Origin of the sequence: Williamsia sp. 1135 (genome assembly GCF_002095395.1) — a bacterium.
Lineage (GTDB): Bacteria > Actinomycetota > Actinomycetes > Mycobacteriales > Mycobacteriaceae > Williamsia.
On the sequence record NZ_MJEI01000103.1, the window covers coordinates 13,393 to 35,465 of the forward strand.

General features: G+C 65.1%; 24 protein-coding genes. 7 read left to right on the forward strand and 17 right to left on the reverse strand.

Annotation, left to right across the window (positions count from 1 at the left end):
• Positions 1-11 precede the first annotated feature (11 nt).
• From BFL43_RS21420 to BFL43_RS21430, 3 genes are all read right to left on the reverse strand, one after another.
• Entirely contained in the window at positions 12-1,010 is a 999-nt protein-coding gene (locus BFL43_RS21420; RefSeq protein WP_084894577.1) for an oxidoreductase, read from the reverse strand.
• Positions 1,011-1,125: 115 nt separating this feature from the next.
• Positions 1,126-2,088, reverse strand: coding sequence for an alpha/beta hydrolase family protein (locus BFL43_RS21425; RefSeq protein ID WP_084894579.1), 963 nt, complete (start codon positions 2,086-2,088; stop codon positions 1,126-1,128).
• A 132-nt stretch (positions 2,089-2,220) separates the two neighbouring features.
• Positions 2,221-2,442 (reverse strand): hypothetical protein, encoded by a 222-nt coding sequence (locus BFL43_RS21430; RefSeq protein ID WP_084894581.1) that lies wholly within the window; start codon positions 2,440-2,442, stop codon positions 2,221-2,223.
• 227 nt (positions 2,443-2,669) lie between these two features.
• On the opposite strand from BFL43_RS21430, the gene BFL43_RS29925 reads away from it, so the two are divergent.
• From BFL43_RS29925 to BFL43_RS21445, 4 genes are read left to right on the forward strand one after another with little or no spacing between them, the layout of a single operon-like run.
• A complete protein-coding gene (locus tag BFL43_RS29925; RefSeq protein WP_168176695.1) occupies positions 2,670-3,002 on the forward strand; it encodes an SH3-like domain-containing protein in 333 nt (110 codons plus the stop codon).
• Between the two features lie 9 nt (positions 3,003-3,011).
• Positions 3,012-3,491 (forward strand): SH3-like domain-containing protein, encoded by a 480-nt coding sequence (locus tag BFL43_RS29930; RefSeq protein ID WP_346425988.1) that lies wholly within the window; start codon positions 3,012-3,014, stop codon positions 3,489-3,491.
• The gene (gene nthA / locus BFL43_RS21440) at positions 3,430-3,969 is read left to right on the forward strand and encodes a nitrile hydratase subunit alpha (protein WP_240498406.1); all 540 of its coding nucleotides are present in this window, start codon (positions 3,430-3,432) and stop codon (positions 3,967-3,969) included. The genes BFL43_RS29930 and nthA overlap by 62 nt, the downstream gene beginning before the upstream one ends.
• Entirely contained in the window at positions 3,966-4,394 is a 429-nt protein-coding gene (locus tag BFL43_RS21445) for a nitrile hydratase accessory protein (protein WP_084894585.1), read from the forward strand. Before nthA ends, BFL43_RS21445 begins: the two co-directional genes overlap by 4 nt.
• Positions 4,395-4,510: 116 nt before the next feature.
• Here the strand turns inward: BFL43_RS21445 and BFL43_RS21450 are convergent, their stop codons facing one another.
• Entirely contained in the window at positions 4,511-5,071 is a 561-nt protein-coding gene (locus BFL43_RS21450; protein WP_084894587.1) for a PaaI family thioesterase, read from the reverse strand.
• A gap of 10 nt (positions 5,072-5,081) precedes the next feature.
• Positions 5,082-6,503, reverse strand: coding sequence for an MFS transporter (locus BFL43_RS21455; protein WP_084894589.1), 1,422 nt, complete (start codon positions 6,501-6,503; stop codon positions 5,082-5,084).
• Between the two features lie 94 nt (positions 6,504-6,597).
• On the opposite strand from BFL43_RS21455, the gene BFL43_RS21460 reads away from it, so the two are divergent.
• Complete coding sequence (locus tag BFL43_RS21460; RefSeq protein ID WP_084894591.1) at positions 6,598-7,689, forward strand: DNA alkylation repair protein; 1,092 nt, start codon at positions 6,598-6,600, stop codon at positions 7,687-7,689.
• Positions 7,690-7,851: 162 nt separating this feature from the next.
• On the opposite strand, the gene BFL43_RS21465 is transcribed toward BFL43_RS21460, so the two are convergent.
• Entirely contained in the window at positions 7,852-8,751 is a 900-nt protein-coding gene (locus BFL43_RS21465; protein WP_084894593.1) for a hypothetical protein, read from the reverse strand.
• Positions 8,752-8,911: 160 nt separating this feature from the next.
• Here BFL43_RS21465 and BFL43_RS21470 point away from each other — a divergent pair, with 160 nt between their 5' ends.
• Positions 8,912-9,739, forward strand: a complete 828-nt coding sequence (locus BFL43_RS21470; RefSeq protein ID WP_084894595.1) for an oxidoreductase — start codon at positions 8,912-8,914, stop codon at positions 9,737-9,739.
• Here the strand turns inward: BFL43_RS21470 and BFL43_RS21475 are convergent.
• The 8 genes from BFL43_RS21475 to BFL43_RS21510 all read right to left on the reverse strand — a co-directional run bounded on the left by BFL43_RS21475 (position 9,637) and on the right by BFL43_RS21510 (position 18,265).
• On the reverse strand, positions 9,637-11,304 hold the full coding sequence (locus tag BFL43_RS21475) for an MDR family MFS transporter (protein ID WP_240498407.1): 1,668 nt from the start codon (positions 11,302-11,304) through the stop codon (positions 9,637-9,639). The genes BFL43_RS21470 and BFL43_RS21475 overlap by 103 nt on opposite strands.
• A gap of 1 nt (position 11,305) precedes the next feature.
• Positions 11,306-11,947, reverse strand: a complete 642-nt coding sequence (locus BFL43_RS21480) for a TetR family transcriptional regulator (protein WP_084894597.1) — start codon at positions 11,945-11,947, stop codon at positions 11,306-11,308.
• Positions 11,948-12,064: 117 nt separating this feature from the next.
• The gene (locus BFL43_RS21485) at positions 12,065-13,939 is read right to left on the reverse strand and encodes a propionyl-CoA synthetase (RefSeq protein WP_084894599.1); all 1,875 of its coding nucleotides are present in this window, start codon (positions 13,937-13,939) and stop codon (positions 12,065-12,067) included.
• Positions 13,940-13,960: 21 nt separating this feature from the next.
• A complete protein-coding gene (locus BFL43_RS21490) occupies positions 13,961-14,794 on the reverse strand; it encodes a metal ABC transporter permease (RefSeq protein ID WP_084894842.1) in 834 nt (277 codons plus the stop codon).
• Positions 14,795-14,832: 38 nt separating this feature from the next.
• On the reverse strand, positions 14,833-15,606 hold the full coding sequence (locus BFL43_RS21495; RefSeq protein WP_084894600.1) for a metal ABC transporter ATP-binding protein: 774 nt from the start codon (positions 15,604-15,606) through the stop codon (positions 14,833-14,835).
• The gene (locus BFL43_RS21500; RefSeq protein WP_084894602.1) at positions 15,603-16,526 is read right to left on the reverse strand and encodes a metal ABC transporter substrate-binding protein; all 924 of its coding nucleotides are present in this window, start codon (positions 16,524-16,526) and stop codon (positions 15,603-15,605) included. Before BFL43_RS21500 ends, BFL43_RS21495 begins: the two co-directional genes overlap by 4 nt.
• 51 nt (positions 16,527-16,577) lie before the next feature.
• A complete protein-coding gene (locus BFL43_RS21505; protein ID WP_084894604.1) occupies positions 16,578-17,363 on the reverse strand; it encodes an alpha/beta hydrolase in 786 nt (261 codons plus the stop codon).
• A complete protein-coding gene (locus tag BFL43_RS21510) occupies positions 17,360-18,265 on the reverse strand; it encodes a LysR family transcriptional regulator (RefSeq protein ID WP_084894606.1) in 906 nt (301 codons plus the stop codon). Before BFL43_RS21510 ends, BFL43_RS21505 begins: the two co-directional genes overlap by 4 nt.
• 83 nt (positions 18,266-18,348) lie before the next feature.
• Here BFL43_RS21510 and BFL43_RS21515 point away from each other — a divergent pair, with 83 nt between their 5' ends.
• Positions 18,349-19,464 carry a TDT family transporter gene (locus tag BFL43_RS21515; RefSeq protein WP_084894608.1) on the forward strand — a complete coding sequence of 372 codons (1,116 nt, stop codon included), beginning with the start codon at positions 18,349-18,351 and terminating at the stop codon, positions 19,462-19,464.
• On the opposite strand, the gene nadB is transcribed toward BFL43_RS21515, so the two are convergent.
• From nadB to BFL43_RS21530, 3 genes are read right to left on the reverse strand one after another with little or no spacing between them, the layout of a single operon-like run.
• Positions 19,461-20,981 (reverse strand): L-aspartate oxidase, encoded by a 1,521-nt coding sequence (gene nadB, locus BFL43_RS21520; protein WP_084894609.1) that lies wholly within the window; start codon positions 20,979-20,981, stop codon positions 19,461-19,463. The two genes, BFL43_RS21515 and nadB, sit on opposite strands and share 4 nt — an antisense overlap.
• Before the next feature lie 18 nt (positions 20,982-20,999).
• Complete coding sequence (locus tag BFL43_RS21525) at positions 21,000-21,476, reverse strand: helix-turn-helix domain-containing protein (protein ID WP_240498408.1); 477 nt, start codon at positions 21,474-21,476, stop codon at positions 21,000-21,002.
• A gap of 52 nt (positions 21,477-21,528) precedes the next feature.
• On the reverse strand, positions 21,529-21,888 hold the full coding sequence (locus BFL43_RS21530; RefSeq protein ID WP_084894613.1) for a VOC family protein: 360 nt from the start codon (positions 21,886-21,888) through the stop codon (positions 21,529-21,531).
• Positions 21,889-22,073: the final 185 nt, after the last annotated feature.

Below are 22,073 nucleotides of genomic sequence, written 5' to 3' on the forward strand. Positions count from 1 at the left end.
CCCGGAGACGATCAGAAGCCGCCGGCCACCTTTACGACCGCGCGACCGGAGAACTTGCCTGCCCGGACCTTGTCGACGACCTGGGCGACGTCCTTCACATCGACTTCCGTCGCGACATCAGCAAGATGCTGCGGGACGAGCGAGGTGCCGAGCTTCTCCCAGAGCGCTCGCCGCGGTTCGATGGGCATCTGCACCGAGTCCATCCCCAGGAGCGCGACCCCGCGCAGGATGAAGGGCAGGACGGTCGTCGAAAGGCCTGGTCCTCCGGTGAGGCCACTGGCCGCGACTGCGCCGCCGTACTTGACCGAGCTCAGGACGTCCGCCAGTGTCGCGCCGCCCACGCAGTCGACGGCTCCGGCCCAGCGAGTCTTGCCCAGGGGGCGGGGTTTGGCATCCGGGTCCTCCGGTAGCCGCCCGATCACGTCGGCGGCACCGAGGGCGCGGAGTCGTTCGACTGCCTCGGTCTTTCCGCTGGAGGCGACGACCTCGTAGCCCGCACCCGCCAGTAGGTCGATGGCGACAGAACCGACTCCGCCTGTCGCTCCGGTGACCAGGACCGGCCCGTCCCCGGGGGTCAGGCCGCGCTCGATCAGGGCTTGGACGCTCATCGCGGCGGTGAACCCGGCGGTCCCGATGGCCGCCCCGTCGTGCGGGGAGATCGGACCGAGTGCGACGACCCATCCGGCCGGAACCCGCGCGTATTCGGCGTACCCGCCGTGACGTCCCGTGCCGATCTCGTAGCCGTGGGCCAGGACCAGGTCGCCGACCGCGAAGTCCGGTGACTGCGACTCCACCACCTCGCCGGTCAGGTCGATGCCGGGGACGATCGGATAGTCGCGCACCACCCCGCCCTTCGGCGTCAGTGCCAGCGCGTCCTTGAAGTTGACGCTCGAATACAGCACCCGGATCGTCACGTCGCCGTCAGGGAGTTGCGCTGCGTCGAGACTCTCGACCGCTGTCACGATCTGATCGTCATCCTGCCGGGCCACCAAGGCTGAGAAGTTGTCCATGTCTCGAAGCTAATCGCAGCCGCGCGTCTCAGTGGACTCGGGGAGGGGCGTCGAAGCAACAAGGCCGCGACCCGAATTGCTTCGGGCCGCGGCCTTGAGTGTTGCTTGTGGTTTCTCAGACCCCCAGAGCGGGAGCCAGGGTGCCGTACCAGGATTCCTTCAGGCGGTCCTGCCAGAACGACCACCAATGCACGCCTTCAGGCGTGATGTGGGTCTGCGGGTTGATGCCGGCCGCCTGGAGGCTGGCGACGTAGAGCTGACTGCTGATGCCTGCGGCAGCTTCCAGCGGAACCATCTGTGAGAACTTGATCGGATCGAACGACGCGCTGGCCGGGTTGAAGGCCGGGTTGGTACTCGGTGATCCGGCGCCGGACGAGACGTAGACGCGCTTGCCACGCAGGTTCGCGGTGTGCAGCGACGGGTCGTTCTCGAGCCAGGCACCTGCGGGCCAGATGCCCCACATGTTGATGGGGTTACCGCCCATCTCCAGGACAGATGCGGCGATGCCCTGGGCGAATCCGGGGGAACTGACGGTCGGGTAGCCGCTGTACGACGCGACACCCTGGTAGAAGTTCGGGTGCTTCGAGGCCAGGTTGAGCGCGGAGGTGCCGCTCATCGACAGGCCTGCGATCGCGTTGCGGCGGTTGTCACTGCCGAAGTTGGCCTGCATGAAGGCGGGCAACTCCCGGGTCAGGAAGGTTTCCCACTTCTGCCGGCCCAGGGTGGGGTCGTCCCGCTGCCAGTCGGTGTAAAAACTGCCGCCGCCACCGAATGGAATCGCCACGTTGACGTTCTTGCCGGCGAAGAAGCGCTGCACATCGGTCTCGAGCAACCAGCCGCTGTTGTTGTTCGGGGCGCGCAGGCCGTCGAGCAGGTACAGGGTGGCGTTGTTCGAGCCACCGCCTGCGGCGGGGAGCACCTTCACCGGAATGCTCTTGCCCATCGAGGCCGAGTAGACGCGGACGGTCTGAGGTTCGGCGGAGGCGGTGGCAGGAACGGCAGCGACCGACAAGGTCACACCCGCAACCACGGCAGCGGCGCCGGCGACCAATTTCCGCCAGGCAAACTTTGCGCGCATCAGTTTCCTTCGTATGCAGTGTTCAGATGGCCCGAAACGAGCCGGGAAAGTCCTCGGGGCCACCTGCGACCCCGAGAGAAGATAACAGCAAAATAGCAGCAGAGCCGCCCACGCGCATCCCCGGTCCGGAGCTCAGGCCGATGCAAGGCCTTTTACCAGCAGGTTCAGCGAGATTTTGCGTTCGCTGATTCGTATCCTTGATTGGATCGGATCCAGCTCGCTGGAACGATTCTGCACATTCGGAAGAGTCATCGAGTGCCCCTCCGCAGCGGTCTCCGTGAGAGCGCGTCCGAATACGAACGCGCCGAGCACCGGCTCCGCGGCAGCTCCGGTGTTCGCCTGACGGTTCGCCACCGCACATCGTCGCTGAACGCGGAACATGTTGTCCGAAAATAGGTCCGCCACCTGGGTTAGGCGAGTTCAAAGAAGAGGATCTTGGCGTGTTTACGTCGATTGACATCCCCGACACCGCGCTGGGAGGATCTGTGAGGTAAGTCACTTCGAAGGCGGAACTCCTCAGAGCGCGAGTCCGAGAGTTCTGGATTTGTAGCAGCAGATGACGCCGGAGTTGGGAGCACCATGTGAACGGCGTATTCGATCTCGGAGGGACTGATGGTCTCGGTCCGGTCTATCTTCCGGACAGTGAACCGGTCTTCAGCGCCGAGTGGGAGAAGGCCGTGTTCGCGATGTACCCGGCCTGCGTTGGCGCCGGGTACTTCGGTATTGACCAGTTCCGGCACGGCGTCGAGAAGATGGACCCGGCGACTTACCTCAGCTCGCCGTATTACCAGCATTGGCTCCACTCCATCGAGGCCCACGTCATCGCGGCAGGCGTTGTCGAGCCGGATGAACTCGCCCGCCGCGCCCGTCACTATCTCGAGAACCCCGACGCCCCACTCCCTGATCACCCCTAACGCCAAGAGCTGCTCGATTTCGTTGATGCCGCGGTCTCGGCGGGCGCTTCCGCCGCTCGAAAAACCAGTAAGCAGCCGCGATTCACCGTCGGCGACAGGGTGCGCACTGCGCACAACAGCCCGTTCGGACACACCCGGTTGGCCCGGTACATCCGAGGCAAACAGGCTGTGGTCGTCGCTCACCGCGGGTCTTTCATCTACCCCGATTCTGCGGGGAACGGGCTCGGCGACGCGCCGGAGCACGTCTACACCATAAAGTTCACCAGCGAAGAGTTGTGGGGCAAGGGTTTTGGTGATCCGAACGCGTCGGTTTGTTTCGACGTATGGGACCCCTACGTCGAATTGGTCGATGAACGGAACGGAGCGCATGAGTGCAGGCGCCTCAGGTCAGGAAGAAACGGCCGCCCGCGTCAAGGCGCTGGAGTCGATGCTCATCGAAAAGGGGGTGGTGACGAGCTCGATGGTCGACCGCATCGTCGACATCTATGAGAATCAGGTCGGACCGCAGCTGGGAGCGAAAGTGGTCGCGAAAGTATGGATTGACAACGACTTTCGGCACCGTCTCCTCGACAACGCCGCCGAAGCCTGCAGAGAACTGGGTATCGGTGGACTGCAAGGCGAAGACATGGTGGTCCTCGAGGACACCGACGAGGTGCACCACGCCATCGTGTGCACGTTGTGCTCGTGCTACCCGTGGCCGGTTCTCGGGTTGCCTCCTAATTGGTACAAAGACCCGCAGTATCGAGCCCGAATCGTGCGTGAGCCGCGCAAGGTCCTGGCCGACGACTTCGGGTTCAACGTCGCCGACTCCGTCGAGATCCGCATCTGGGACTCGAGTTCGGAGATGCGTTATTGGGTACTGCCGCAGCGACCCGCCGGCACCGACGGCTGGAGCGAAGAGCAACTCGCTGCACTGGTCACGCGGGATTCGATGATCGGCGTCGGCCCAGTCAAGGCCGCATCATGAACGGCGTGCCTGCCACTGTTCCAGATGCGGACCGCCGAACGGTGGATGATCTGGTCCGCAACCTACCCGGCGGGCGGCCCGACGAAATGTCATTCGATCATCCCTGGGAGATCAGAGCGTTCGCGCTGGCGGTGGCGGCGCACACCGCAGGCGAGTTTGACTGGCAACTGTTCCAGGGCACGCTCGTCGACTCCATCAAGGACTGGGAGTCAACCCGCTACCCCACCGCTGATGAGTCATGGTCGTACTACCGACACTGGGTGAGCGCGCTGGAAGCAGTCATGGCCAGGAATGGAGCCGTCGATCGTGCTGCTCTGAAGAATCGGACAGCAGAGGTCCTGGCCGCACCGCCGAATCGCAACCACCACAGAGCAATACTCGAACCAGTGGCAATTGATGCTGCGACCATTGCAGGGCCAACCTGACTGTGCCCGCAGGACGGCGGCCCTGTTTGCCCAGACTCACAGACTTGCGTTGCGGACCTGGTGGATCGGGAACGCGGTGCGATGGTCGGAAAGGTCATCGTCGAGGCAGGCTGAGGTCAGGGCACCTCGAACACCAGGATTGAGGTGGAGGCGGTTGCGACTGTCTTGCCGAGCGAGTCGGTGATCTCCGCTTCGGCGAAAGCCACTCGCCGGCCTGCCTTCTTCACCCAGCCCCGGGCGATCAGTTCGCCGGAGTCGAGTGTGGTCCCACGCATGAAGTTGACCTTGATCTCGACGGATGTGTAGCCGAACCCCTGAGGAAGAGTTGTGTGGACCGCGCAACCGGCAGCGGAATCGAGCAACGTGCAAATGACGCCGCCGTGGACGGCGCCGATCGGATTGAAGTGGGATTCGTTCGGCGTCAGCGTGAACTCGGCTGCTCCCGGTGTCACCGAGGTCAGGCGTGCGTCGATCAGTCCGACGATCGGTGGCGCCGGGATCCGGCCGTCGGCGAGCGCGTGCATGTAGTCGATCCCGGACAGCTTGGTGGCAACCTGGGCGGGTATGGCGGGGTCGTGCCAGGTCACGTTGCGGTTCCGGGCTTCACCCCAGTCGATGCCTGCGATGGCGGCGTCCACGGCATCGCCCGAAATAGGTTGCGCTTCATCGATACTCATTGTTGATCCTTCAGTGTGCGGGTCGACTTCGGACAAATAGTGCGGTGGGAACGGCCACGACGGTGAACACGATGGCTGCGACGACGGCGCAGATGTGAAAGGCCGACTCGAAGGCGTCGGCGGGCGAATCGGTCAACGCTGCGGCCGCCACCTGCGACGTCAGGATGGATCCGAGGACACTCGTTCCGAGGACTCCGCCGAGCTGCCGGAACATGTTGACGGTGCCACTTGCCATGCCGGCTCGGGCGGGCTCGACGCTGCTCATCGCGGCGGCTGTGGCGGGGGCGATCAACGAACCGAATCCGACGCCCAGGACCACGAGCGCGACTGTCATGTTCGTCCATCCCTCGCCCGGGTGGACCCGCAGCAGGAGCAGGGCGCCGGCGGCTGTGATCAGTAACCCGGACGTCAACATCACCTTGAAGCCGGTCCGGGGCAACAGTCGTGGTGCGACGCCGCTGACGACGACGTAGGTGCCCATCAGTGCCAGCAGGTGCAGGCCGGTCGTCCAGGCGTCGAGTCGGCCGACTCTCTCGAAGAAGAGCACGGAGATGAACGCCAGGCCCGTGAACCCGAACAGCACTGTGGCGCTGACCAGCATGACCGTGGAAAACGAGGGCGATTTGAACAGGCGCGGGTCGAGCATCGGGGCGTCGACGGCGCGCTCGAACGCGATGAAGACGGCGAGTGCGCCGACGAATAGGACAATCGCGATGATCGCTCGGGCAGAGCCGAATCCGCTGTGCGAGCCGTCGATGACCCAGAACGTGAGTGCAGCGATCGCGGTCGTTGCGCTGAGCAGGCCCGGTAGGTCCAACCTGGCGCCGGGCACCTTGCTGGCCGGGACGACGAACGGGGCGATGAGGGTGACGGCGAGCGCTGCGATCGCGTTCACCCCGAAGACGGCGTTCCAGGAGAACGCTCCGAGCACCGCTCCGGCGGACAGTGGTCCGATCGCCAGGCCCAGGCCCGAACATGCCGCCCAGATGCTGATCGCCTCGGTACGTTCCTTCGGGTCGGTGAAGCTGTTGCTGATGATGGACAGGCTGTTCGGAAGTACGAGCGCTGCGCCCACGCCTGTGACGGCCTGAGCGGCCAACAGCCACCCGCTGGTGTGGGACAGGATTGAGGTGAGGCTGCCTACCGACATGATCGCGGAGCCGATGACAAAGGCCGTCCGTCGGCCGATCACGTCACCCAGCGTTCCGGCAGAGAGTACGAGGCTGGCCACCACCAGGGCGAAGACGCTCGGGATCCAGACCATCGTTGCGCTGTCTGCGGCGAGGTCGGACTGGATCGCCGGGACCGAGGAGATGGTGGCGGTGATGTTCAAAAACGTGAGCATCATCCCGAAACAGACCGCGGCAAGCGCGACCCATCGCGATCTGTCGGCGTGCACGGTCGGGGCAGGCGGCTGACTTGCAGTGAGCATAGTCAGAACAGTAAAGCCTGACTAGTGGTAATACAAGGCAGGGGGAGGCGGAGCTCGACCAGATATCTGCAGGTGTACTGCGTAGGCTGCCAAGATGCCGTTCGCCGACGAACTCCTGGGTGCCCCTGCGGTGAAAGCTCTGGCCGGTTGCCTGACCGTTGCCGGGCAGCGCAGCACCGCAACCAAGAGGTCTGCGAAGATCTTCGACGGGATGGCCCTCAAAGAGCGGTCTGACCTGGTGCGCGACGCCCTGCTCGAGGACCTTCCGGACGACTACGGCGACTTCGTCGCGGCGGTCAATGCTCTGGTGGCGCAACCGGAATGCTCGGGCTGGATGGTGTGGCCGATCACCGAGGCCGTTGCTTCCCGGGCGTCCGCCGCAGGATCGGCCAAGGCGTTCGACACCGGGCTCGGACTTCTCAAGAAGCTGACCCCCAGGCTCACGGCAGAGTTCGCGTTGCGGACGATGCTCATCGCCGACCTCGATCGCACCCTCGCCGCTGCCGGGCGGTGGACCACCGCAAGGGACGAACACGTGCGGCGACTCGCGAGTGAGGGAACGAGGCACTACCTGCCCTGGGCCAGGCGGGTCCCCGAATTGCTCACCCGGCCCGACGCCACCCTGCCGATCATCGACGCCCTCTACCGCGACCCCAGCGACTACGTCCGGCGGTCGGTTGCCAACCATCTCAACGACCTGAGCCGGCAACATCCCGGCCTGGTGGTCGACACCGCGACCCGCTGGCTGGCGGAGCCGGACGCCAACACCGACCGGCTGGTGCGGCACGCGTTGCGGACGCTGATCAAACGGGGCGACGCGAATGCGTTGGCACTGCTGGGGTTCGCCGCACCGACCGGCGTGAGCCTCGTCGGGTTGAGTGTGGATCCGACCGTCTCCGTCGGCGGCAAACTGGGCATCTCGGCCGTGCTGGTCAACTCCGGTGACAAGCCGGTCAAAGTGATCGTCGACTACAGCGTGGGGTTCCGTAAGGCGACCGGCACCGTCGCCCACAAGGTCTTCAAACTGGCCGCCAAGACGGTCGGCCCGGGCGAGCGCGTCGACATTGCCAAGACGCATTCCTTCGCGCCGATCACGACGCGCCGATATTACCCCGGAGGTCACGAACTCTCGGTGCAGGTCAACGGTCTGCGGATGGGTCTGGTGGAGTTCGTCTTGCTGGAGTAGTCGCCCGCGATCACAGCGGCCGTCGACCGTGCCCTACCGACCGTTGACCGTGCCCTACCGACCGTCGACCGTGCTGAAGTTACGCAACTTCGTCACGCTCGACGGCGTTATCGGCACGCTCGACGGAATGCAGGGATGGTCTGGCCGCTGCAGCAGGTCGCTCTATCTGCCGGTTGCGGCGTAGTGCATGGGGACGGGTGACTGCTGCAGGGATTGCTCCTGCTCTGCCGCAATGGCGAGCTGCACCGGGTCTAGGTCGGGGTTTGCGTACCCGGAAGCTCCTGGAAACACCACCCGGGTGATCGCCGAGCGCTGGTCGGTGTACTCGATGTAGCTGAAGTCCATGGTGATCGACGACATGTCCGGCCATCGAGAGGTGAACATCTCCCACACCGCGAGTTCCTCTGGGACGGGGCGGGTGCCGTTGAGCGAGAGCGACAGACTCGGTTGCGGCCTGGCGGGATCGGCGCCATCAGACGGCGACGTCCCGACGGCGACGGAGCCCGTCTTGCTTTCGAAAACCGTGGCATACCGATCCGCCACGTAGTTCATCGTCCTCGCGATGGCGACGCCATCGGACTCGGCGGGGACGGAGATTGCCCAGTCGACTGCTAGAGCGCCGACTTTTACGAAGGCGGGGTCGGTCAGCATCGTGAACCAGGTTTTGATACTCGCAGGCTCGGCGGGGACGTACGAGTAGACATTGGATCGGAGCGTGACCGCCAGAGTCGTCTGGTAGCCCTCGAAATCCTGGTGGTCGGTTTCATCGTGAAACAGCGAGACCGCGTGCTCGACCTCGTCCAACCGGGCGTCGTCGCGGAAGATCAGGTCGACCAGGAAATCGTTGCCGTGGGTGAAGGAGTGCTTGTAGCTGTAGTCCACCGTGGCAACTCCAGGGAGCTCGCGCAACGCCTGGGCGATCGATGCCGACTCGTCTGACTGATCTGCGCCGGGCGCTGCGAAGATCGTACGGACAAAGAGCACGAGGGCGAGAACTCCGATGACGAACAATCCGACAAGGAGATAGAACAGTTTCAGCAATGGGTGCCTGCCCTCTGCCATCTCGCTCCCTTCGTCCGCGGCAATCGACCATTGGACGCACCGCCGCGACGATCGGTTCAGTGTCGGACGGTCCGATCTGTTGGCCGACCGGCAAAGCGCGCATAGGATGACCGTGTTCTGGCACGTCGACAGCAGGCCGACCACCACTGGGGGCACAACAATGAGCAGCAGAGTCGCACTCGTCACCGGTGCCTCATCGGGCATCGGCGAATCGACCGCCGTCAGGCTGGCGGCAGCTGGTTTCGTCGTCTACGCCGCCGCGCGGCGGGTCGAGAAGATGGAACCGTTGAAGACCAAGGGTATTCGGGTCATCGGTATGGACGTCACCGACGAGGACTCGATGGCGCACGGTGTCGAAGAGATTCTTGCGGAAGCGGGCCGGATCGACGTGCTGGTCAACAACGCCGGCTACGGCAGTTACGGATCGATCGAGGACGTTCCTCTGGACGAGGCCCGGGGTCAGTTCGACGTCAATGTGTTCGGTGCCGCGCGATTGATCCAGTTGGTGCTGCCGGGCATGCGCGAACGCCGGTCGGGCACGATCATCAACATCACCTCGATGGGCGGCATCATCACGGCACCCTTCGGTGGCTGGTACCACAGCACGAAGTTCGCACTCGAGGGTCTCAGCGACTGCCTGCGTCTCGAGTTGCGGCCCTTCGGTATCGACGTCGTCGTGGTGGAACCGGGCATGATCAAGACCGAGTGGGGCACGATCTCAGCGGACAACCTGGTGAAAACAGCGGGCGAGGGACCATACGCGCACGACGCATCAGCTGTCGCCGACGTGCTCCGTAGCCAGAGCGCATCGCGGTTGCCGTCGTCGCCGGAGGCGGTGGCGAAGTCGATCGTCAAAGCAGCGCAGGCGAGTCGGCCACGGACGCGTTATACGGTCGGGACCGGAGCCAAACCGATGATCTTCCTGAAGCGAGTCCTGCCGGACCGGGCCTGGGACCTCGTGATCACCAAGGGCATGCGCGCGATGTGATCACGGCAAGACCTCGGTGGTCGATTCCAACGGCTCGTCGTGCTCCACCGTTGTCGCCAGGGGCTTTCGATCACGAAGCACAGCAGGATCGCGCCGAGAAGGGCGAGCGGGCTGACGAACAAGAAGACCGGCATGAGTGCGTCGTTGTACGACTCGATGATCGGGTCTTTCACCGAGTCAGGGAACCCGCGCACCAGTTCTGGAGTCAATGATTTCGCGCCGTCCGCAGAGCCTGCGCTGTCGCCGGGGACCTTGCCGACGAGCAGGTCGGCGAGACGAGACGCGAGGAGGCTGCCGACCGCCGCGGCACCCAGCGAGGCGCCGATCTGGCGGAAGTAGTTGTTCGCCGCCGTCGCCGTGCCCACCAGACTGTACGGAAACGTGTTCTGCACGATCAGGATCAAGATCTGGATGGAGATGCCCAGCCCCGCACCGAGAATCCCGAGGTAGACGCAGATCAGCCAGGTCATAGTGGTGAGTGAGATCGTCGACAGCAGGAACAGGCTCAGGGCGAGCAGGAGCGACCCGACGATCGGCATCGCTTTGTAGTGTCCGGTCCTGGATACGAGTCGTCCCACGGTGATGGAGCAGACGAGCATCGTGCCCATCATCGGCACCATCAGGAGGCCGACGTGGCTGGATGTGACGCCCAGGGCCATCTGCAGGTAGGTGGGCATGTAGGAGATCGCACCGAACATGCCGACACTCGCGAACAACCCACCCGCGGTGGTGAGGTTGAAGTTGCGCTGCCGAAATAGTGACATGGGCATCACGGGTTCGGCTGCGCGGCGTTCGACCATTATGAAGACCAGCCAGGCGACGACGGTACCCATCACGATCCCGATGATGGTGGGTGAGGTCCACGCGTATTGCGAACCACCCCAACTGGCCACGAGGACGATCCCGGTGGTGGCGATTCCGAGCACGGTCATGCCCAGGATGTCGATCTTGTGCCGGACACGGATCTTCTTGGGCGGGTGCAGGAATGCGACGGCGGCCACGACCGCCAGCACCCCGAGAGGCAGATTCATCCAGAACACCCAGCGCCACCCGGGTCCCTCGGTCAGCCAACCGCCGAGCAGCGGACCGGCGACCGAGGAGACAGCGACGACGGCGCCCATGATGCCGGCGTACCGGCCGCGTTCTCTGGCCGGGACGACGTCGGCGATAGTGGCCTGCGAGAGGATGATCAGGCCGCCTGCACCCAGTCCCTGCAGGACCCGGGCGATGATGAGGCACAACATGTTCGGTGACAGAGCACCGAGTACCGACCCGACGGTGAAGATGCAGATCGCAATGATCAGCAGGCTCTTCCGGCCGAAGAGGTCGCCGAGCTTTCCATAGATCGGCATCCCGATCGTAGAGGCGAGAATGTACGACGTGATGACCCAGTACATCTGGTCGTTGCCGTCGAGTTCACCGACGATCGTCGGTAGCGCCGCACTCATCACGGTCATGTTCAGCGAGGCCAGCAGCATGGCGACCAGCAGGCCGGCGAACAGGAGCAGGACACCGCGACCCGATGGGGTGGCCGGTGCCTCGACCGCGCGGGTATCGGTTGCCAATTCAGGCCTCTTCCAGAACGGTGGTGAACGACTGTGCGGCCCGATGCACCAGCTCGTCGAGTGGTCGGCCGTCCTCGGGCTCGGCGAGCATCCAGTCGACGGCGATGCGGACGACCGATTGTCCTGCGGCGACGAGGATCTGAGCCGTCGCGCGGATGTCGACGGTGTGGGTGCGGTCCCGCCATCGATCGGTCTCGGTGAGGCTGGCCTCGATCAGTGCCCGGGCGAGGTGATGGAGCTTCTCGGTGTGGGCCAAGCGGATCCGCGCCAGTTCGGGATGGCGGTGCATCAGCGTCATCCGGAGTTCGCGTGACCCGGGCCCGCCTGCGGTCTTGTCGAAGACCTCGAACAGGAGCAACGCAACCTTCTCGATCAGATTGTCGTCGCCTCGGATCGCGAAACCCGAGGCGGTGTCGTCATCGATGGACGGTTGTCGGAGGCCGAGTATCGCGTCCTCTTTCGAGGGGAAGTAGTTGAAGAAGGTGCGCGGCGAGATGTCGGCTGTCTCCGCGATGTCTTCGATCGTGACCTTCGACAGGTCATCGTGATCGAGCGCCGCGGCGGCCGCGGCTTCATGGATTGCCGTCCACGTGGCGGCGCGCTTGCGCTCACGCAGGGATGGCTTCGCAGAGGTCGGGGACACCCACCCACCGTATCAAAACTTGCAGTCCTGCAAAATTGCAACCCTGCATACTCCCGAAGTGGTGGGTTCTGGCGAGCGCGACCTGCGGTTATGCTCGCCAGAACCCACCAAGATCGGTCAGCCGAGTTGCGACTTCAGGGCGTCGAGAACGGCAACATCTTCGATGGTGGACGGCACGGTGTAATCCTCGCGGTCGGCGATCTGCCGCATCGTCTTACGCAGGATCTTGCCGGAGCGGGTCTTGGGCAGGCCGTTGACGACGGTGACGTCGCGGAAGGTGGCGACCGCACCGATCTCGTCGCGCACCATGGCCACGAGTTCGGATCGTAAGACATCCGGGTCGATGTCGACGCCCTCCTTCAGCACCACGTATCCACTCGGCCGTTGTCCTTTGAGCTCGTCGTGGATCCCGATCACGGCACATTCGGCAACGGCGGGGTGAGCGGCGACCACGGCCTCGATGCTGCCGGTCGAAAGTCGATGTCCGGCAACGTTGATCACGTCGTCAGAGCGGCCGAGCACGAAGACGTAGCCGTCGGAGTCGAGGTAACCGGAGTCGCCGGTCAGGTAGTAGCCGGGGAATGCCTTGAGGTACGAACTGTGAAAGCGCTCTTCGTCATTCCACAAGCCGGTCAGCGTGCCGGGCGGCAACGGCAGTTTGATGACGATGTTGCCCTCGTCGCCTGCCGCGACCTGCTCGCCAGCGGCATCGACGATCTGAACCTGGAAGCCGGGCACCGGAACCGTCGCAGAACCGGGCTTGAGCGGCATCGGTTCGAGGCCGAGGAGATTGGCGGCGATCGCCCAGCCGGTCTCGGTCTGCCACCAGTGGTCGACAACGGGGACGCCGAGGACCTTCGTCGCCCACGCGTAGGTGTCGGGGTCGAGTCGCTCACCGGCGGCGAACAGGGTGTGCAGTGACGAGATGTCGTGGTCGGCGAGAAGCTTGGCGTCGGGGTCCTTCTTGCGGATCGCCCGAATCGCGGTGGGCGCGGTGAACAGAGCCCGAACCCCGTGTTCGGCGATCACCCGCCAGAACGCTCCGGCATCCGGTGTACCCACCGGCTTTCCTTCGTAGAGTACGGACGTGGCGCCGGCGAGCAGCGGACCGTAGACGATGTAGGAGTGCCCTACCACCCATCCGACATCGGATGCGGTCCACCAGACGTCGCCCGCGGAGATGTTGTACAGGTTGCGCATCGACCACGTGAGTGCGACCGCGTGGCCGCCGTTGTCGCGGACGACGCCCTTCGGCTTGCCGGTGGTCCCGGAGGTGTACAGGATGTAGAGCGGGTCCGTGGCGGCGACCGGAACCGGATCTGCCGCAACGACATCGGTGGAGAGTTCGTCCCAGTCGAACCAGCCTTCGTGATCGGCGGCACTGCCCTCGACCTCGTCGCGGTTCTTCACGATGATCGTTGCCGGCGGGTGGGCGGAGAGTTCCAGCGCCTTCGCGACCATCGGCAGGTACTCGACGGTGCGGCCGGGTTCCAGGCCGCCCGACGCCGTCACGAGAGCGACGGGCTGTGCGTCGTCGATTCGGGTGGCCAGTTCACGACCGGCGAATCCGCCGAAGACCACCGAGTGCACGGCACCGATCCGGGCACAGGCCAACATCGCGATCGCTGCCTCCGGGATCATCGGCATATAGACGATGACCCGATCCCCGGCCGCGACCCCGCGATCGCGCAGCACGCCGGCGAAGCGGGCGACCTCGCCGAGCAGCTCGGCGTAGGTGTAGGTCCGGGTGGTTCCCACCATCGCCGAATCCCAGATCAGCGCGGGGCGATCGCCATGGCCGGCCTCGACATGCCGGTCGAGAGCGTTGTGGCTGGTGTTGAGCTCGGCCCCGGGAAACCACTGATAGCCACCGTCTCCGATACCCAGCGCGATCGTGGGTGGCACGTACCAGTCGACGGCGCCTGCCGCCTCTATCCAGAATGCGTCCGGATCCTCGACGCTGTGGTTGAAAGCTTCCGTGTACGACACCATCGTCTGTCACCTCTCGCTGCGTCAGGGCGCAGCGAGGGCCGTGGAGCGTCGTCGCTGTGCCCGGTTGACCGCTTTGATCAACACACCCTGGCGCGGCGCGAACAAGTAGATGACCGCGAAGGCCAGGCCCTGGGCGAGCACCACCATCGCACCGGGCGCAACGTCCAGGTAGTACGCATAGTAGATGCCCAGGACAGCGCAGGAACAGGCCAGGATCGGCGCGATGACGAGCATCCTGTTGAATCGGTCGGTGAGCAGGTACGCCGATGCGCCCGGAATGATCAGCATCGCGACAACGAGCACGACGCCGACAATTTGAAGTGCCACAACACAAGTCAGGGCCAGCAGGCCGAGTAGAAGCGCGCCGAGCCGGCGCGGCGACAGCCCGATCGCATGGGCGTGCGTGGGGTCGAAGGCAAAAAGCGTGAGGTCGCGGCGTTTGAGGGTCAGGACGACAACTGCCACCACGGCCAGGATGATGATCTGCCACAGATCGGCCATGGACACCCCGAGGACGTTGCCGAACAGGATGTGGTTGAGGTCCGTCTGACTGGGGGTGATCGAGATCAGCACCAGTCCGAAGGCGAACAACGTGCTGAACACGATCCCGATCGCGGCATCCTCTTTCACGCGGCTGGTGTCTCGGACCACTCCGATCAGCAACACCGCACCGAGGCCGAAGATCAACGCTCCCACCGCGAACGGGGCTCCGAAGATGTAGGCGAGGACAACGCCCGGCAGCACCGCGTGCGAGACCGCATCACCCATGAGTGACCATCCGATCAGCACGATCCAGCAACTGATCATCGCGCAGATGGCTGCCGCGATGGTCGTCGCGAGGAGCATGTTGACCATGAAGTCCTCGGCGAGGGGGTCCAGCCACCAGTCGAGAATCACGGGACCACCTGCCCGTCGAGGACATCCATTCCGAAAGCCCGGGCAAGGACTCGGGGCCGCAGGACCTCCCCGGGGACGTTGTGCATGAGAACCGTTCGCATCAGCAGGACCGCCTCGTCGCAGAAGGTCCCGAGGGAACCGAGGTCGTGGGTGGAGATCAAGATGGTCTTGCCTTCTGCTGCGAGTGACACCAGCAACCGGATGATGGTCGCCTCTGACTTCTTGTCCACCCCGGCGAACGGTTCGTCGAGCAGCAGCACGTCCGCGTTCTGCGCGATACCTCGAGCAACGAAGGCCCGTTTGCGCTGACCGCCCGAGAGCCTGCCGATCTGTCGGTCCGCGAGATCGGTCAGCTCGACCTGTTCGAGAGCGTGTGCGACCGCTTCCTTGTCCGCCTTGCGGGGTCGGCGCATGAAGTTCTGGTGGCCGTACCGGCCCGTCATCGCGACCTCACGGACGGAGATCGGGAAGGTCCAGTCGACGTCCTCGGACTGGGGAACATACGAGATGAGGCCGTGGTTCCGGGCCTGCGCGGGGGTGCCGCCCGAGATGGACACCGACCCGGCGTCGGGCTTGACCAGCCCCATGATGGATTTGAACAGCGTCGACTTGCCGGAGCCGTTCATCCCGATGAGGCCGCAGATCCGGCCGGGCGCGATGTCGAGGTCGACATGTTCGAGGGCGTGTACATCGCCGTAGAAGACGCTCACGTCTTTGACGGAGATGGCAGGTGGGGCAGGCGACGACGAGGCATCGGAAAGGGGAGTCATCGGTTACCGCCTTCGGTGAGCGCATTGACGATCGTGTCGGAGTCGTACCGGATGAGGTCGAGATAGGTCGGAACGGGGCCGCCCGCCTCGGACAGCGAATCGACGTACAGCGTGCCGCCGAAGATGGCGTCGGTAGCACGCTCGACCTGTCGCATCACGGCGTCGCTGACGGTCGATTCGCAGAACACTGCCCGAATATTGTTCTCGCGCACGAAATCAAGGGTCGATTGCAGTTGCTTCGAGGTGCCCTGCTGTTCAGCGTTCACCGGCCAGACGAACTTTTCGCGCATGCCGGTGTCGCGGGTGAGGTAGGAGAACGCACCCTCACAGCTGACCAGCGCTCGGCGCTGCTCGGGGATCGCTGCGAGCTCGGCGACCATCCGGTCGTGCACCTGCTGGAGTTCGGCTTTGTAGGCGTCGGCGTTCTCGCGGTACTCCCGGGCATGTTCGGGATCGAGGTCGCTCAACGCTCTCGTGATGTTGTCGACGTAGATCTGCACGTTCAGCGGCGACATCCAGGCGTGAGGATTCGGCTTGCCTGCGCCCGCGTCGCCCGTGATCGGGATCGGGACGACGCCGTCGCTGGCGACGATGTGTTCGGCGTCGAGACGATCGACGAATTGCTTGAACCAGGCCTCGAGGTTGAGCCCGTTGTCGATGATGAGGTCGGCGTCGGCAGCTCGCCGTAGATCGCCCGGGGTGGGTTCGTACCCGTGGATCTCTGCGCCGGCCTTGGTCACGGACTCGACCCGGACCTTGTCACCTGCGACGTTGGCGACGATGTCCTGCAAGACCGTGAAGGTGGTCAGGACCGTCAGCCGGGAGTCGTCGCGACCACGCTTACCGACACAGGCGCTCAGCGCCAGTACGCAGGCAGCGACCAGGAGGATCGCGCCGCTGCGTACAGCTGCTTTTCGCATCCGCTCATCTTAGAGTTCGGGTGGCCGAACTTTCAAGTTCTGCCGATGCGATCACGTGCGCAGGAACGCGGCGACGACCTTGGGCCAGCAACGCACTTGTCCAGGTGTGTCGGCTGTCACCAGTCGGGCGCTCGGAATGATCGCTGCCAGGTAGCGGGCGGTCGACAACGGATGGCCGTCGTCGCCCGACCAGGCGAGCACCAACACCGGCACGTCGATGGCAGCGAGGGCAGCGGCAGGAGGCAGGTCCGACAGGGCTGCGCCCCGCAACACCGACGGCAGCAGTGACCGGGGGACCGACGGAGGGGAAGGGGTCTGGACGATTCCGGTCAACACCGGGGGCAGCGGTCCGGCGGCGGCCTCGAAGGCGGCCATTCCCTCGCGTTCGATGAGTGCAGCTCCGTCCCGATATCCGGCGACGTGCCGGGCGCGGGTCTGTCCTGCCGTCGGCGGCGTCGTGAGAACCAGACGGCGGAACCGGCCCGGTTGGGCGACCGCGGCGTAGAGCAGGGTCGCGGTGCCCATGGAGGCGCCGATGCCCGAGGCCGGCTCCGTGCCGGCGGCGCGGTTGAGCAGGTCGAGCAGGTCGAGGGCGAGATTGGGCCACGTGTATTGCTCGGGTATGGCGTCTCCGGTCGAGTTGCCATGTGCCCGAGCGTCGTAGCGGATCAGGCGATGCTCGCCCTCGAGTGGGGACCAGTCGAACGGTCCGGGAGGCTGCGCTCCGGTCGCGCTCGCGGTCAGGCCGTGCGCCCAGAGCGCAGGCGGGCCCGACCCGGACTCGGTCCACGCAAGCCGTGCTCCGCGAACCGTGGAGTGGTGGGGCGCTCCGGTCATCGCCGCGGTCCGGCCTGGGTGGCGAGCTCCACCAGATCTCGTGCAGGGCCGCGTAACCCGCCGCTGCGGTTCCACACCGCACGCAGCGTGCGGGGCATCCGGACGCCGGTCACCGAGATCCGCACGAGTCTGCCGTCCGTCAATTCCGGGGTCACGGACAGGCTCGAGAGAACCGCGGGTGCGTCGGAACTCAACACTGCGGCCTTGACCGCAGCAACCGAGGTCAGCTCGAGCAGGGGGTCGGCGACCTCTCCGAACGCAGCCTCGAACGTGACGCGGGTACCGGACCCCGGTTCCCGTTGCACCAGTGGTGTTCGCGCCAGTTCCTCGGCGGTGATCACGCGTTCGGCCCTGGCCCAGGGATGTTCAGGTCGGGTGACCACCACCAGCTCGTCGTGGCCGACAGTTAGGTTGTCGAGTCGCGACTCCACGTCGGGGCCCTCGACGAATCCGAGGTCGACGTTGCCACCCAGCACCTCGCGCGTCACATCTGCGGAGTTCATGGGCCGTACGTTGATGCGGGCCTCGGGATAGAGCCTGCGCAGACTCAGCGCCCATGAGGGGACGAGGTATTCGGCGATCGTCATCGATGCCGCGACGGTCAGCGAAGCCCGTTTGCTGCCGAGCAGCGATTCGATACCCGCAGAGAACTTTTCGGCTGCGTCGAGCAGGCCCGCCGCCCATTCCAGTACGGCGACACCCTCGGTGGTCAGTTCGGTACCCGACGGCGAGCGGCGGAAGAGCATGACGCCGAGTTCGCGCTCCACCGCGTGAACGCGGGAGCTGATCGCCTGCTGGCTCAGATTCTGTTCTCGAGCGGCGGCGCTCATGCTTCCGCTCCGGGCCACCGATACCACCACGTCCAGCGCGGACAGGTCGGGAACGCGTGCGGGCAACACCATCAGCGCAGGGTACAAGCTGAACTTGTGACATGACAAGGACAAGCCGTCTACCGGCGAGAACGTCTGAGCTGCACGATCGATGCATGACGCCGAACTGGTTTGCCGCAATCATGGGTACGGGAATCGTGGCCACCTCAGGGGTGGCCCTGCACTCGGACTTGCCGGGTCTGAACACATCGGCCACCGGCTTCTGGCTGCTCGCGTCGGTGGGGCTGGTGATCGCGACCATCCTGTTCCTGCGCGGAGGCCCGGCCGAGCACGCCGACGACCCGATGATGGCCCACTTCTACGGAGCGCCCGCCATGGCGCTGCTGACCGTCGGCGCCGGCACCATCGAGCTCGGTCCGCAGTTCCTCGGCAACCATGTCGCGGTGTGGGTCGGCGGACTGCTCTGGCTGGCCGGCACCACGGCCGGACTCTTCACCGCCGTGTGGATCCCGTTCCGGATGATCACTGGGGCGCAGAGCGCGCGGTCGGGTGCGATGCCGAGCTGGCTCATGCCGGTGGTCCCGCCGATGGTCTCGGCTGCCACCGGATCGCTGCTGATCCAGCACGTCTCGGCGGGCCAACTGCGGCTCGGCCTCCTGGCGACCTGCTACGCCATGTTCGGCCTGAGTCTCGTCGTCGGCTTCCTGACCATCGCAATGGTGTACTCGCGCCTCGTCCATCGGGGTCTGCCATCGGTCGCCGTGGCCCCGACTGTTTGGATAATGCTCGGGATGATCGGCCAATCCATCACCGCAGCAGTTCTTTTGGGTAACAACTCGGCACTGGTATTCCAGGGGGAGAAAGCGCCGATCGCAGCCGGACTACACGTCCTCGGGATCGGCTACGGACTGGTGATGGCCGGGTTCGCCGTCTTTGTCTTCGTACTGGCAGTGTCCATCACGGTGCACAACGTGCGCCGCGGGATGAGCTTCACCCCTGCCTGGTGGAGCTTCACCTTCCCGATCGGCACCTGCGTCACCGGATCCGCAGCTCTCGCGTTCGCCACCGACTCCGGGTTGCTGCAGATCATCTCGGTGGCGCTGTATGTGCTGCTGCTCCTCGCCTGGGTGGTCGTCGCCTCCCGGAGTCTGACGTTGGTTGCCGGACAGGTGCTGAGGACGAAGGCGCCGGTTTTTCAGATGCGCACCGGCACCGCAACACCGGCGTTCGAACGGAAGACCGGCACCGAGGTGCAGGCAGTTTCGGTCTAGGTCCCCGGCTCATCCGTGCGGTGATGGCAACCGCGAGATCGCTTGCGTGCCAACGCCGCATTCACCACGAGCATCGCTGTGACGGTGAGTGCGGCGTCCTCGTGGTCGGCGGCGGTGACCGGTGTACGTCGGGGCGCCGACTGTAGTTGCTCGGCCAAGGTGCTGAGCCCGGTGTGGTCGCGGCTGAGCGCGGCGCGATCGGACATCTGATTCTGCAGTTCACCACGCGGTGCGATAGGACGTTCGGTGGCTGCCGTGAGTCCATCGGGCCGTGCCACCGGCCCGCCGGTCCGGCCGATCGCGGCGTCGGCCACGCGTCGTCCCATGACCAGACCTTCGAGTAAGCTGTTGGACGCCAACCGGTTTGCGCCGTGCAGGCCGGTGCGGGCCACCTCGCCCGCGGCGTACAGCCCCGGAATCGACGTCGCTCCTGAGGTGTCGGTGACGATTCCACCACACAGGTAATGGGCGCCGGGGACCACCGGAATGAGGTCGGTGGCCGGATCGATGCCGATCACCTCAACCCCTGCGGTCACGGTGGGGAATCGGCGGGCGAAGTCGCTGATGTGCCGCGCATCGAGGTAGACATGCTCGGCACCCGTCTTTGCCATCGCAGCGGTCACCGCGTTCGCGACCACATCCCGCGGTGCGAGGTCACCGAGAGGATGGACGCCTTCGGTGACCGAATTGCCGTCGATGTCGACGAGGATCGCCCCTTCGCCGCGAAGCGCCTCGGTGATCAGGGTGCGACGCCCTCGAACTCCCGGGCGATAGAGCATCGTGGGGTGGAACTGGATGAACTCCATATCGGCCACTGCTGCCCCGGCCGCGTGTGCCAGGGCGGTACCGTCACCGGTCGAACCGAGAGGATTGGTGGTGGCGCGGTACATGTGGCCGGCGCCGCCGGTCGCGAGAACGACGGTGGGAGCAAACACTTCGGCGGTGTGACCGTCGCCCGACCCGATGCGCAGGCCCACTGCGTCACCGCCCGTGGACAGCACCACCTGCTGGGCGTGCGATTCGTCGATGACCCGGATCTGCGAATGGGAGAGGGTGCGGGTGGCGAGTGAGCGCTGCACTTGCGCGCCGGTGGCATCTCCTCCTGCGTGGATGACGCGCCGGACGCTGTGTCCGCCTTCCCTGGTACGCAGGAACCGACCGTCGGAGCCCCGGTCGAACTGTGCCCCCCAGTCGACGAGGGTCGAGACCGCTGCGTACCCGTCACCGAGGATCGATGCGGTGGCGACCTCGTCGGTCAGTCCGGCACCGGCAACCACGGTGTCGCGGGTGTGCAGCGCCACCGAGTCCTCGTCGTTGTCGGGCTCGACGACTGCGATACCGCCTTGGGCGAAATACGTCGCTGTTCCGGGGTCGAGGTCGTCGGGGCGCCAGCCGCGCCCTTTGTTGAGAACGATCACGGTCAGACCCGCTTCGGCTGCCCGGACCGCGGCGGTGAGACCGGCGACGCCGGCACCGACCACCACGAGATCAGCACGCAACGCAGCGTCGGCAACCATGGGTGGAAAGTCTATCGGTCAGCGCTTGACCAGTGATATCCGTAGCTCGTCGAGCGGCACCTCGACGCCGTCCGCGGTGGACACCGTCACCTGCACCGGCGCGCCGGTCTTGTCGGAGACCATCTCGAGTGGCGCGCCCTTGGGCTGGCAGTACTTGTCGCCCCACTGCATCAGCCCGAACAGGACCGGCACGAGGTCGGCGCCCTTCTCGGTGAGTCGGTACTCGAAACGGGTCCGCTGGCCGGGCTCCTGGTAGGGCGACTTCTCCAGTAGGCCTTCGGCGACGAGGGCCTTGAGCCGCGCGGCGGCGACGGCGTCGCTGACCCCCACTCGCCGTGCGAAGCCGTCGAAGCGGGTGGTGCCGTACATCGACTCGCGCATGATCAGCATCGCGGTCTTGGTGCCGACGACATCGAGGGCGCGCACGATAGAGCACCGATTCCCGGGAACCCAGCGGTCGAGATCAGCCAGCTTGTCGTCGAGTACTACAGCCATGCGGTCCATCGTACCCGGCCTGACTAGGGTGTACAGCAGTCAGGAGATCGAGTCAGCTCAGCACGAGGCAGAACGGGTGGCCGACCGGATCGCGATAGACGCGGAAGCCCTCGTGCTCCTGCCCGTCGACCTTGGTCGCACCGAGCTCGAGAACCTGGGGTTCGGCGGTCTCGAAGTCGGAGACCTGGACATCGAGATGGAACTGCTGGCTACCGTTCGGGTCGGGAAACTCCGGCGGCACATAACTGGTGGAGGGTTGGAATGTCAGTTTCGCCTTGCCCAGACCGCAGTCGAGTTCGACCCACTCAGGATCGCTGGTGTCCAGTTCTCCCCCGAGCAGGTGCTGGTAGAACCGGGCCAACTCCACCGGATTCGGACCGTCAAGTGCAATTGCATTCACGAAACCGATCATCAGTACTCCCAACTCGTGTGTCGACTCGCCACCGGAGCCACTTGAGGACAAGATGTACCCGTGGTGGGCGAGTTCGATGCGTGTTGGTCAACGGTAATTGCTGCCGCCGACACTCACGCGGCGTTCGGTGACGCCCCAGACAACGGGTGGGTCCAGCGATGCCGGCTGGAATCAGGTCACCCAGG